The sequence below is a fragment of the uncultured Dialister sp. genome (assembly GCF_937959425.1).
GTDB lineage: Bacteria > Bacillota > Negativicutes > Veillonellales > Dialisteraceae > Dialister.
Genome location: NZ_CALGPS010000098.1, coordinates 1 through 12,351, shown reverse-complemented (window position 1 = coordinate 12,351; position 12,351 = coordinate 1). Strand labels below are relative to the sequence as shown.

Sequence of the window (12,351 nt, the reverse complement as noted above, 5' to 3'; positions counted from 1 at the left end):
CCACCCCCTATCCGGCTGCGCCGGACTTCCCCCTATTCAGGGGGCAGAATAAAACCTCCCTACGCTATCCTGTTGAGTCATGTGGCTCAATGCACAGCACCCATAGTGCCACTGTGCACATCCTGCATAGGATGTGCAAGTCGGGCAAAGTAAGGCGCCCAGCCTGCCCATAAAGGCGCTTTCCTTTTGCCTGCCCGACCGAACTCAGCGGGGGAAAGGTGGTGCCATAAGGCACCAAAGGGGGTGCTGTCTCTACGCGGAGAATGCTTTTGACTCATCTCTCCATGTTACTTCTCTGCTGAATTGGCCACCTCCGGTGGCCACCCCCTATCCGGCTGCGCCGGACTTCCCCCTATTCAGGGGGCAGAATAAAACCTCCCTACGCTATCCTGTTGAGTCATGTGGCTCAATGCACAGCACCCATAGTGCCACTGTGCACATCCTGCATAGGATGTGCAAGTCGGGCAAAGTAAGGCGCCCAGCCTGCCCATAAAGGCGCTTTCCTTTTGCCTGCCCGACCGAACTCAGCGGGGGAAAGGTGGTGCCATAAGGCACCAAAGGGGGTGCTGTCTCTACGCGGAGAATGCTTTTGACTCATCTCTCCATGTTACTTCTCTGCTGAATTGGCCACCTCCGGTGGCCACCCCCTATCCGGCTGCGCCGGACTTCCCCCTATTCAGGGGGCAGAATCACCTGTGCTTCCCTTAGAGCAACTTACGAAGAAGCAGCACCGCGAAGCCTTGTTGTCCCCCCGCCTGCGGGGGGAAGGTGGTGCCGTAAGGCACCAAAGGGGGAACCTCCTCAGTATTGAGAATGCTTTGAGGGAAATCTGCCTCCATCTCTTCCCTATTATACCATAGAAAGAAACGCCCGAGGGCGTGGGACGCACCAGTTCACCAGCACACTAGTACACCAGTACACCAGCACACTAGTACACTATCCCCCTTACAACATTTCCAGGAGCCTATTCACTTCTTCGTCGGTGGTGGCCCAGGAGGTGGCGATGCGCATGACTACCTGATTTCCTTTATTTTCCCAGAAGCCCAGTTCCACTTTGCCGGAGAGTTCTTTCGCTTTTTCTTTGGTGAGGGTGATGAAAATCTGGTTGGTGCTGTTTCTTACGTGCTGGTGGTACCCTTTTTCATCCAGCGCTTTCCGGATGCGGTCGGCCTGACGGTCTCCGTTTCTTCCCAGTTTTTCGTAAAGGCCGTCACTGAGGAGGGTGTCGAACTGGATGGCTGCAATCCAGCCTTTGGCCAGGAGGGCGCCGTGCTGTTTGACCATGGTGAAGAAGTGGGGCACCCGGTCTTTTTTCGGGAATACCACCGCTTCTCCCAGAAGGGCGCCGCACTTGGTGCCGCCGATATAGAAGGCGTCACAGAGCCTGCCTAAATCGGGAAGGGTGACGTCATTTCCTTCTGCCGCCAGACCGTAGGCCAGACGGGCGCCGTCTACGTAAAGGGCAAGGCCCTTTTCCCGGCACACCCGGCTGATGTCTTCCAGTTCTTTCAAGCTGTAGAGGGTGCCCCATTCCGTGGGCTGGGAAATATATACCATGGCCGGCATGACCAGGTGGTCATGGTTTTCGTCTTTCCAATAGGCATCGGCGGTTTCTGCAATCTGCTCTGCCCTGATTTTCCCGTCCACCGCAGGAATTTCCAGCACCTTATGACCGTCGTGTTCGATGGCCCCTGCTTCGTGGGCGGATACATGGCCTGTGTGGGCGGCAATAACGCCTTCGTAAGGACGGAGCATGGTGTCAATCACCACGGCATTGGTCTGGGTGCCGCCGGAAAGGAAGAACACATCCCCCTCCGGCACCCCTGCGGCGGCGCGCACCCTGTTTCTGGCGGATTCTGAAATTTCATCGGACCCGTAGCCGGTGAGCTTCTTTCCCTTAAGGGCAGAAAGCCTTTCCAGAATTTCCGGCGTTCCCGTTTCCATGTAGTCTGAAGCAAAGTATAATTTTTCCATTTTCCTTCCCCTTCCCTTTCGTTTGGGACTATTGTATATCAGCGGGAGGATGGTGTAAATAAGAAAGGGGCTGCAAAAGATACAATCATTGTCTGCAGCCCCTTTCAGGGGTTCAAAGGGTTCAAGAGAGAAGGTTCTTAGGATTGACCGGCCCGCTGGGCCGGAAGGTTCTTAAGTTTGACAGCGCCTTTGGCGCTGAGGGTGGTGGATAGCCGCCTTTGGCGGCTATGATTATATATGCCGCAAAAAGTTTCCTATAGAGCCTGATACCACTGCGAATCACCGCGGCAGGAAACTAATCGCTAAAAGTTTCCTATAGAGCCTGATACCACTGCGAATCACCGCGGCAGGAAACTATTTGCTAAAGGTTTCCTATTGCGCATGACACCACTGCGAATCTTCGCGGTAGGAAACCTTACACACAAAAAGAGCCATGAAGAGATGGCTCCCATCTTTTCACGGCTTCTTTATTTTGCAGAAATCAGATTTTTCTTCCCGGGTAGGCTTTGAGGCCTTCGCCCAGGAGATGGATGGCTTTTTTGAGGTCTTCCACGTTCAGTACATAGGCCAGGCGAGCTTCGTCCACGCCCTTGCCCGGTTCGGCGTAGAAGCCATTGCCCGGGGCAATCATGACGGTTTCACCGTTTTCTTCAAAGTCCTGCAGCATCCAGATGGCAAATTTTTCCGCATCGTCCACCGGGAGCTTCACCATAACGTAGAAAGCGCCCTTGGGGTCGGAGGAAATGACGCCGGGGATGGCGGCAAGGCCGGCGGCAATGGTATCGCGCCGTTTCTTGTATTCCTGGTTTACCGCATCCAGGTAGGATTTCGGCGTATCGTAGAGAGCGGCAGCTCCTACCTGTTCCACCGTAGGCACGCAGAGGCGGGCCTGGCAGAATTTATTAATCTGGGCAGTGAATTCTTCATTCTTGCAGAGGAGGCAGCCGATGCGGGCACCGCAGGCGCTGTATCTCTTGGAAACGGAATCCACAATAATCAGATTGTCAGCCAGATCGTCATAGGTGCCGAAGCTGGTGTAAGCACCGTCGTATACGAATTCACGGTATACTTCGTCTGCAATGAGGGCCAGTCCGTGCTTCTTCACTACGGCGGCAATCATGTCCATTTCCGCTTTGGTGTATACCACGCCGGTAGGATTGCCGGGGTTGGTGAGGAGGATAAGGCGGGTCTTATTGGTAATATACTTTTCCACCGTTTCCTGGTCCGGCAGGCGGTAGCCGCTTTCGGCGCTGGTGGGCACAGCCCTTACATGGGCACCGGCGATTTTGGCAAAGGAATTGTAGTTGGCATAGAAAGGTTCAAATACCAGGATTTCATCACCGGGATCGCAGAGGGCCAGGGCTGCCAGCTCCAGGGCTTCACTGCCGCCGGCGGTGATATAAATATTTTTCTCGCTGTATTCCATGCCCCATTCCCTGTAGTATTTCTGGATCTGGTGAATGAGGTGCATGTCCCCCTGGGAGGGGCCATAGGCCACCGTCTTTTTATCAAAGCTGCGGATGGCTTCCATGAACTGGGGCGGCGTTTCAATATCCGGCTGACCGATATTCAGATGATAAATTTTCTTCCCCGCCTTCTCCGCTTCCACGGCATAAGGTCCCAGTCTGCGAATCGGAGAAGTGGTCAGGCTCAGTGCTCTCTGTGAAATCTTCATCATAATCCCTTCCTGTTTCTAAAAATACCATAAAATCATAAGTCCATACTTTTATTATTATATACCTTTTCCGGCTTTCTGCCATGGGAAAATTGGGAAATAACCATACTGCGGCCCGCCGCCATCGTCATTTCGACCGCAGCGAAGCAGAGTGGAGAAATCCCACGCTCTAATGGCACAAGCCGCTTTTGGCTGGAGATTTCTCGACTCAGAGCCTCAGCAGTTCCGCTCGAAATGACGGTAAGGCAGAGCTGCCCCCACGAAAAAAGGCAGGGAAGAAATGACTGCACATTTCTTCCCTGTCCTTTTATTTTCTGCTCTTTTATTTCTTCAAACTGTTCCACGATTTCTTCCGGTTCCTTGACTTTGTACCAGAAGGAATAGAGGGCAGGGACGAAGAGGAGGCCCAGGGGGGTGGCCACGGAGAGGCCGCCGATGAAGGCAGCGGACATGGGGCTCCAGAAGGGGTTGGGGAGAAGGGGAATCATGCCCAGCACTTCCGCAAAGGAGGTAAGCATGATGGGACGGAAGCGGAGGACTGCCGATTCCACCACTGCGTTGTAGGGGGTCATGCCCTCTTCCAGGTGCTGGCGGATCTGGTCCAAGAGAATGATGCTGTTTCGCACCACCATGCCGCCGATGGCCAGCATGCCGATGATGGCCACGAAGCCCATGGGCTTCTGTGTCACCACCAGAGTGAGAATACAGCCGATCATGCCAAGGGGCGCGGAAATGGCGGCAATCACCATGAGCTTTAAGTCCTTCAGCTCGAACATGAGGATCATGAGGATGATGAACACCATAATAGGTACGGTGGCCATGATCTGGCTCATGGAGGTGGCGCTTCGTTCCAGGGTGCCGTCCTTTTCCAGGGTGTACCCTTCAGGCAGGTTATTTCTGAAATCTTTCAACGTCTTGTCATAGAGGGCGTTGGCCACGGAGTCGGAGGTCACGCTGCCGGTAATATCGCTTCTGATGGTAATGCAGGGTTCAATATTTCTCCGCCAGATGGTACTTGTTTCGTTCTGGTAGGAAATATCGGCGAATTCGCCCAGCGGCACGTAGCGGCCGTTTCCTGCATAAACGGGCAGGGAGGAGAGGCTTGCCAGGCGGGCAGCGTTGTCCCCTTCCAGACGGAAGGAAATAGGAACCAGCTGGTCGCCCTGATAGGATTCAGCCACTTTGTAGCCCGAAAGTTTCACGTACAGGTCCTGGGAGACAGCGTAGTTGTCGATGCCCAGTTCCCGCACCTTATCCTGGTTGATGGTAAGGTGCACCGTAGGCGTCTGCTGGGGCCAGTCAAGGGACGCATTGGTCACGTTCGGATGCTGCTTCACCAGAGCCAGTGCTTCTTCCGCCAGGGCTGCCGTTTTGCCGGCATCAGGGCCCCGGAGACGGAGCATGACAGGATATTCTGCCGGCGGGCCGGTCTGGATGAGGCGGGTATGGGCCCGGACTTCCGGATATTTCTCTGCCAGGAAATCCTGCACTTCCTGCCGCAGGCTGTCACGGGCTGTGGTATCTTTGGCCACAATAATCATCTGTCCATGGTCATCCTCTGCGGCTTTGGGGTCGAAGAGAAGGATGAAACGGGGCGCCGTGTCTCCGATGTAGGTGGAGAAAGAAGACACCCGGTCATCGCCGTACAGGCTGTCCGCCACGGCACTCATCACCTTCTTTGTATCCTTGATGGAGGCACCGGAGGGAAGGTTCACGTCCAGAATGATTTCAGGACGTACGGACGCAGGGAAGAATTCCTGATTTACAAAGGGCAGGGTAAGGAGGGAAAAGACGAAAAGTCCTGCCACGCCGATAATGGCGGTTTTTCTGTAATGGATGAAAAGTTTCACCGCTTTGCGGAAAGCGCCGTAGGCCTTATTCTGGATTTTCACCTTGAGGGGATTCGGTTTCCCCAGCTTGATGAACTGGTATCCCAAAACCGGGCTTACGAAAATGGAAGCAATCCAGGAAAGAAGGAGGGTAGAGCTGATTACCCAGAAAAGGGAATTGGTATATTCGGTCACCTGGCCTTCCGCCAAACCTACGGGAATGAAGCCGGCAGCAGTAATCAAGGTGCCTGCCAGCATGGGGGCGGCGCAGGCTTTATAGGCCCCTTCCGCCGATTCCATGCGGCTGAAGCCGTGCTCCAGCTTTACCTGCATCATTTCAATAACAATGATGGCGTCATCCACCAGAAGGCCCAGGGACACGATGAGGGAGCCCAGGGATACGATATGCAGGTCGATGCCCCTCCATTTCATGAAGAGGAAGGACGCGCACACCACCACCGGCACGCACATGGCCAGCACCATGCCGCTCCGAAGGCCCAGGGACAGGAAGCTCACCGCCATAACAATGATGAGGGCTTCAATGAGGGCTTCCGTAAATTCAGCAATGGAGTTGTTCACCACCTTCGGCTGGTCCGCCACCAGGCTCACTTCCATGCCTGCCGGAAGGTCGCCTTTCATCCGGTTCACAGCGGCCTCCAGGTTCTTGCCCAGGGTAAGGTTATTGCCGCCGTCTGCCATGGCAATGGCAATGCCGATGGCCGGCTTGCCGTTGAAATACATGAGAGAGGTTTCGGGATCCGTATAGGTCTGGGTCACCTTCGCCACATCTCCCAGATGGAAATTCCGCTCACCTGCATGGATGGGGATATTTTCCAGGGCCTTCGTGGTTCCCAGAAGGCCGTCCACCCGGATGGCCACATTGCGGGTATCAGTATGAATGGTGCCTGCAGGCATCATGGCGGACTGCTGCTGCAGCAGCCTGTAAATATCGGAAGGATTCAGGCCGAAGGACGCCAGCTTGTTCTGGTCCATTTCCACATAAATCATCTGCTCCTGCACGCCCAAGAGCTTCACCTGCTGCACGTCCGGCACCAGCACCAGCCGGCGGCGGATGTCTTCGGCGTACTTACGCTTTTCCTCGTAGCTGTAGTCATCGCCGGTTAAAGCGTAAATGGAGCCGTACACATCGTCAAAGCGGTCGTTAATCACCGGGCCTCTTACGCCGGCAGGCATTTCGCCCCACACATCGGTAATGGCGTTTCGCACGTCATGCCAGCGCTGCTGCACCTCCGATTTCGGCACACTGTCCTTCAGATCCACGTAAATGACGGTCTTACCGTCGTGGGTGAAGGATTTGATATAGTCCAGTCCCTTCGTATCCTGCAGCTTCCGCTCCAGGGGATAGGTGACCTGCTCCGTAATCTGCTCTGCCGTAGCGCCGGGCCAGGCGGCGGCAACCACCATTTCACGGATAGTAAAATTCGGGTCTTCGCTTCGGCCCAGCCGGAAATAGGAAAAAATCCCTCCGATAATGATGGAGATAATGAAGAAATAGATGATCTGTTTATGGCGGATGGCCCACTCCGCCAGATTCAGCCTTTTCATGTCCTCACCTCTTCACCTTCCGTCAGCTTGGAAGCGCCGGCGGTGACAATGCGGTCTCCCTTGGAAATACCGCCGGTGATTTCTACCGTATCATCGCCATAGCGGCCTACGGTCACCGGCACCAGGTGCACCTTATTGTCCTTCACCACCCACAGGGAAGGATTTTCCTTCTGTGTGGCCATGGCGGAGAGGGGCACCATGAAGCCCCGGCCTTCCGTATTTCCGCCAAACTTCACTTCCGCCGTCATGCCTACCACCACCGAATCCGGCGGGTCCATGAGGGTCACCTTGGCGTCATAGGTGCCGGTCTGGGAATTGGGGGCGGCTGCAATGTCCCGCACCTTTCCTTCCACCGTCACACCGGGGAGAGCCCAGAAAGTGACTGTGGCCGGCGTCCCTACCGCATAGGAGCGATACTGTTTTTCCGTCAGGGAAATATGAACATCCAGCTGGGAATCGTCGATAATGGTCACCACCGGCGTACCGGCAGCCACCACCTGTCCCACCTCATACATAGTGGAGCCGATGACCCCGTCACGGTCTGCCGTGAGGGTGGTAAAGCCCAGATTATTCTGTGCCCGGGAAAGAGTGGCTTCCGAAGAGTCCAGCTCCGCCTGGGCCAGCCGGGCCTGGTTGTTCACCTGGTCCATGTTTAAATCGGAAATGGCATTGGCGGCGTGGAGCTTTTCGTAACGGGCCTGGGTAGAATAAGCAAGTTCCGCCCTGGCCCGGGAAGCAATGACGGCACTTTGGGCCGAAGCCACCTGCTCCTCTGCGTCCTTGGAATCCACCTTCATAAGAGCCTCACCGGCACTCACCCGCTGGCCCTGATCCACATACCGGGCCATAATGCGGCCTCCCGTCTGGAAAGCCAGAGGAGACTCGAAATAGCCGTGCACCGTACCGGAAAAGGTGGTCTTCTCCCCCTTCGCCGTTTCACCGGCCACCACCGTTTTCACCAGCGGCGCCTGGGTGGACACCGCCTCCTGCCTGCCGCAGCCTGCCATGAAAAAGGTCATGCCCGCAGCCACGAGGCACACCCACTTCTTCCAATTTCTCATCTCGTTTTCTCCCCTTTCTTTTCAGCCTCAGCAGGAGTACATTCGTCATCCCGCTTTTCCAGCCCCTTCAGCATAATATCCTCCAGAATCTCCAGCACATCCCGGCCGGTCATATTCGTTTTCCGAAGGAAATCGGGATCCGTGAGCCCCCGGGCCGCAGAAAACACGCACTGCCGCACCACAGGGAGATTCACCTTCCGGTATTCGCCCTTCTCCACCCCTTCCTTCAGAAGGGCCATCATATCATCAAACCGGGCTTCCCGGTACTGATCCCATTCCTTCCATATATCCTCATACCGGGCCTCCAGATCCTCATTCACCGCATCCGGCAGGTACCAGAAAGTATGGAAAAAAAGGCCGCAGTAAGCCATAAGCCGCCGGTTCACCGGCCCCTGGCCGGAAAGGAGCTCCGCCGCCTTCCGGTCAAACTTATCCATGGCCCAGTGCATCACCAGCCGTATCAGATCCTCCTTGGAATCTACAATCTTATAAATGGAACTCTTGCTGGCATGAAGTTTCCTGGCCAGGTCATCCATAGTAAATTTCAGCGACCTGGACTCCATCTCCTCCAGCGTCGCCTGTACAAGTTTATCCTTCATAACTTCCTCCTGGTACTGGATTCGTTTTTTTAGTACTGGCATTATTATAGAAGATAGGGGAAGGGGATGTCAATAAGGGCGGCGGCAGGCCGCCGCCGGGTTCAGAGGGTTCAAAGGGTGGGAGGAAGTTTGACGGGGCTTCGCCCCGAAGGTTCTTAAGGTTCTTAAGTTTGACGGCCCTTTCAGGGCCGAGGGTTGTGGATTGCCCTTCGGGCAATACTTATAAATGCCGCCTTCGGCGGCGGGCGGCGGGAAGCCGGAAGCCGACAGCCGACAGCCGACAGCCGGAAGCCGGAAGCCCACTAGTACACTAGCACACTAGTCCACCAGCCCACTATCCCCCTATTTCCCCATCCCTCTTCTTTTTTCATATAGTATAATAAAAGCAAAGCAGTCATTCTGGAGAAAGGAAGGGATCCCATGATACACATTGCTCTGGTTGACGATAATCCTACGGATATAGACATTGGAAAGCAGTATGTACAGACGTATTTCAAAAGCCGCTGCGATGCGGCCAATATGGAAATCACCGTTTCTTCCTACATGGACGGTCCTTCATTTCTGGCGGATTTCCGTCCCGATGATTTCGACCTGATTCTTTTGGATATTTACATGCCTGCCATGGAGGGCACCGATGTAGCCAGGGAAATCCGTCGGTTGGACGAGGGTGTGAAAATCATATTTCTCACCACCAGCCGGGAACACGCTCTGGAGGGATATAAGGTCTTTGCCTCCGGCTACATTCTGAAACCTGTGGTGAGCCATAAGAAGGAGCTGTTTCAGGCCCTGGACCATGCCCTGCCCAAGGGCTCATTGAAGCCTGCAGTGCTTTCCGCCAAGATTCCGGGGTGCGAAACCCTCCGCGTCCCCTTCAGCCGCATCCTTTACGTAGACTGCAGTGAAGGAAGAAACGCGTCCATCCACCTCATGGATAAAACCGTCAATACCACCAACACCTTCCAGGAGCTCTCCGCCGGCCTGGCGGAAGACCCCCGCTTCTTTGAATGCTACCACCGCCTGATGGTGAACATGGACTACATCGAATCCATGGAAGAGGACTCCTTCCTGCTGAAAGGAAATCTGTCCGTCCCCATCAGCAGGAGAAAGAAAAAAGAAGTGAAACATCATTATATGCAGTATATGCTTTCGAAATAATGGGCCGCTCTGCGGTCCGGGTTCATAGGGTTCAAAGGGAAAGGTTCTTAAGATTGACGGCCCTGCCGAGCCGAGGGTTCTTAAGTTTGATGGGCCCTTTGGGCCCAAGGGTTGTGGTATCGCCGCTTTCGCGGCGATGAGTTGATAGGCTGCCTGTCGGCAGCGAAAACCATACAACCGGGCTGCGCCCGTTGGAAATGCACCCCTATCCCCGCCTATGGCGGTACTTCCCCCGGAGGGGGAAGTTATAGCAACGCTATGCATTGGGATACTTATGAGGTCATTGCTGCTCTGCTGTTTTATTCTGCCACCCGGAGGGGGGAAGTCCGGCGCAGCCGGATAGGGGGAGCCACCGCAGGTGGCTGATTCAGCAGAACGGTAAACGGAGACAGTGAGCCCTATGCTTCTTATACCATTCCGCCAGTCCCCCTTGGCGGCTGGCGCCACCCCTGCTAAAGCCGGGCACTATGGGCGCCGGGCAGGAGTGTCAACCGGTTTTTCCATCGCGCCGCAGGTCCGGTTTGCCTGTTTTCCTATCGCCTGCAGTGCTTCCCTAGCCCTTTGCACAACAATTTTCGCGCCGGGGAGCGCGTCAAGCTTAAGAACAATCCGACCATAGGCCAGTCACTCTTAAAAAATTTTATTTCTTCATTTCCAAAGGAGGTCTCTATGAGAGCCGCTATTCCTTTAGCTTTTTGCGTGGTGCTGGCCCATCTGGCGGGCCGGTATCTGTGGTTTGAATCATTCCGCCGTTTTCTGCCCGAACGCAGCCGGAACCGAATGATTCTTTCCTTTCTCATCCTTGGCGCCCTGAATGTGGCCTTTTATCTTTGGATTTTTTCCAATCCTGCCTACATGATCATGGCTTATAAGAGCGCCCTTGTCATAGGCTGGCTTCCCTATGTGCTTCTTTCCTTCTACTGGCTTCCCCGCCTCATAGCCCAGCAGATTTTCGTGTTCGGTATGCAGGGGCTCTGGATTCCCCTTCTTCACACCGTGAGCATGTTGACGATACTCTATTTCTTTCACGACGGCGAAACGCCGGAGAATCTGTACCTGGAGCTTTCCTTCTACCTCATTTATTTTATGGTGTCCCTGCCTCTTTCGGCCCATATGTTCCGCCACATGGTGCCTTCCCGGCAGCTCATCAATGACAAGGCCTACGGCTACTACATTGCCCTGCTGCCCATACTCATCGCCTGCATTCAGGTACCTATCAGCATGGATCAGGATTTGTGGACCATGGACAAAATCCTGTCCCGGCTCATTTCCTTTGCCTCCTTTCTGGCCCTCTATCGCTATGTGGCCCTGCAGGCAGAGGACCTTGAAAATGAAGTACTCCTCAAAAGTTCCAATGAAGTCCAGCAGAAGGCTATCCGTTTCTTCCAGAACAATATGCTTCTTATCCAGGCCAGCATGAAACGGTTCTCCATCCTCCGCCACGACATGCGCCACCAGATCAATATCATTTACGGTCTCATCAGCAGCGGGAAATCGGAGGAAGCCCTCCGTTTCCTCCGTACCTTCGACGAGCATCTGGAGAAAACAGCCATTCACCCCTTCTGCCTGAACCCCTTCGTAAACGCCATCCTTTCCGTTTACATCGTGAAGGCAAAGGACGCCGGCATTCCCGTCACCTGCCGTGTAAATTTTCCTGAGAAAGTGCCGGAAGTACAGGAACGTCTTTCCTTCGCCCTGGCCAATCTTCTGGAAAACGCCATCCGCGCGTCGGAAAAGCAGGACAAAGACAAACGGTTCCTCCACCTCACCCTCCAGACCAAGGGCCGGCAGGTAGTGCTTTCCGTGGAAAACTACTGCGCCACCCCCATCCGCTTCGACCGGGAAGGCTACCCCACCACCGGAGAACCGGACCACGGCACCGGCATGACCTCCATCCGCCACTTCATCGCTTACTATAAGGGATATAAGAACTTCAGCCAGGAAAATGGGGTCGTGCGTTTTGAGATTTATTTCACCCTGCCGGAGGAAGGCGGCTCCGCCGCAGTATAAAAAGGGGCGCGCCTGTCGGCGCAGGTTGTATAGAAGGGTTGTGTTTCAAGGGGCGAAGGAAGGGTTCTTAAGATTGACCGGCCTACGGCCGGAGGGTTCTAAGGTTTGACGGGCCCTTTGGGCCCGAGGGTTATGGTGGCGGCTTCGCCGCAGATTTTAGCCCCCTTCCTTTGGAAGGGGGGGTGTCGCCGCAGGGATTCCCCTTTGTGCCACCGGCTCAGGGGGCGACGGCCCTTTGGGCCGAGGGGAAGGTATCGCCTACGGCAATGAGTATGTATGGCTGCTCCGCAGCCTTGGCGGGCGCCTGAACCCTCTTGCCTTCGGGAACATAAGAAAGCATCACCTATGACTCCACGCAAAAAAGGGGCTGTGAAAAAATGTAAATCATTTTTTCACAGCCCCTATTTTATATCAGCTGCCGCAAGCAGCTGACCCCTTCCGGCTCGCTGCGCTCGCCACCCACCCCTTAAACAGGGGTGGGC

7 protein-coding genes are annotated in these 12,351 nt (G+C 54.9%); 2 read left to right on the top strand and 5 right to left on the bottom strand.

The features are described 5' to 3' along the window. Positions 1-945: 945 nt before the first annotated feature. The 5 genes from Q0482_RS04070 to Q0482_RS04050 form a co-directional block, all read right to left on the bottom strand. On the bottom strand, positions 946-1,974 hold the full coding sequence (locus Q0482_RS04070) for an aminotransferase class I/II-fold pyridoxal phosphate-dependent enzyme (RefSeq protein ID WP_299143711.1): 1,029 nt from the start codon (positions 1,972-1,974) through the stop codon (positions 946-948). A gap of 481 nt (positions 1,975-2,455) precedes the next feature. Beyond that, positions 2,456-3,652: a pyridoxal phosphate-dependent aminotransferase gene (locus Q0482_RS04065; protein WP_299143709.1), complete on the bottom strand. Its 1,197-nt coding sequence runs from the start codon at positions 3,650-3,652 to the stop codon at positions 2,456-2,458. A 32-nt stretch (positions 3,653-3,684) separates the two neighbouring features. Further along, complete coding sequence (locus Q0482_RS04060) at positions 3,685-7,044, bottom strand: efflux RND transporter permease subunit (RefSeq protein ID WP_299143707.1); 3,360 nt, start codon at positions 7,042-7,044, stop codon at positions 3,685-3,687. Continuing rightward, positions 7,041-8,105 (bottom strand): efflux RND transporter periplasmic adaptor subunit, encoded by a 1,065-nt coding sequence (locus Q0482_RS04055; RefSeq protein ID WP_299143704.1) that lies wholly within the window; start codon positions 8,103-8,105, stop codon positions 7,041-7,043. Before Q0482_RS04055 ends, Q0482_RS04060 begins: the two co-directional genes overlap by 4 nt. Continuing rightward, complete coding sequence (locus tag Q0482_RS04050) at positions 8,102-8,704, bottom strand: TetR/AcrR family transcriptional regulator (RefSeq protein ID WP_299143702.1); 603 nt, start codon at positions 8,702-8,704, stop codon at positions 8,102-8,104. Before Q0482_RS04050 ends, Q0482_RS04055 begins: the two co-directional genes overlap by 4 nt. 420 nt (positions 8,705-9,124) lie before the next feature. Between Q0482_RS04050 and Q0482_RS04045 the strand changes: the two genes are divergently transcribed. Both Q0482_RS04045 and Q0482_RS04040 read left to right on the top strand, forming a co-directional pair. Continuing rightward, positions 9,125-9,859: a LytTR family DNA-binding domain-containing protein gene (locus Q0482_RS04045; protein ID WP_299143699.1), complete on the top strand. Its 735-nt coding sequence runs from the start codon at positions 9,125-9,127 to the stop codon at positions 9,857-9,859. Positions 9,860-10,528: 669 nt separating this feature from the next. Then, entirely contained in the window at positions 10,529-11,869 is a 1,341-nt protein-coding gene (locus Q0482_RS04040) for a GHKL domain-containing protein (RefSeq protein WP_299143696.1), read from the top strand. Positions 11,870-12,351 lie beyond the last annotated feature (482 nt).

Coding starts and splice junctions, on each gene's coding strand:
- Q0482_RS04065 (WP_299143709.1), bottom strand. CDS start 3,652: ATGATGAAGATTTCACAGAGAGCACTGAGCCTGACCACTTCTCCGATT.
- Q0482_RS04055 (WP_299143704.1), bottom strand. CDS start 8,105: ATGAGAAATTGGAAGAAGTGGGTGTGCCTCGTGGCTGCGGGCATGACC.
- Q0482_RS04070 (WP_299143711.1), bottom strand. CDS start 1,974: ATGGAAAAATTATACTTTGCTTCAGACTACATGGAAACGGGAACGCCG.
- Q0482_RS04040 (WP_299143696.1), top strand. CDS start 10,529: ATGAGAGCCGCTATTCCTTTAGCTTTTTGCGTGGTGCTGGCCCATCTG.
- Q0482_RS04060 (WP_299143707.1), bottom strand. CDS start 7,044: ATGAAAAGGCTGAATCTGGCGGAGTGGGCCATCCGCCATAAACAGATC.
- Q0482_RS04050 (WP_299143702.1), bottom strand. CDS start 8,704: ATGAAGGATAAACTTGTACAGGCGACGCTGGAGGAGATGGAGTCCAGG.
- Q0482_RS04045 (WP_299143699.1), top strand. CDS start 9,125: ATGATACACATTGCTCTGGTTGACGATAATCCTACGGATATAGACATT.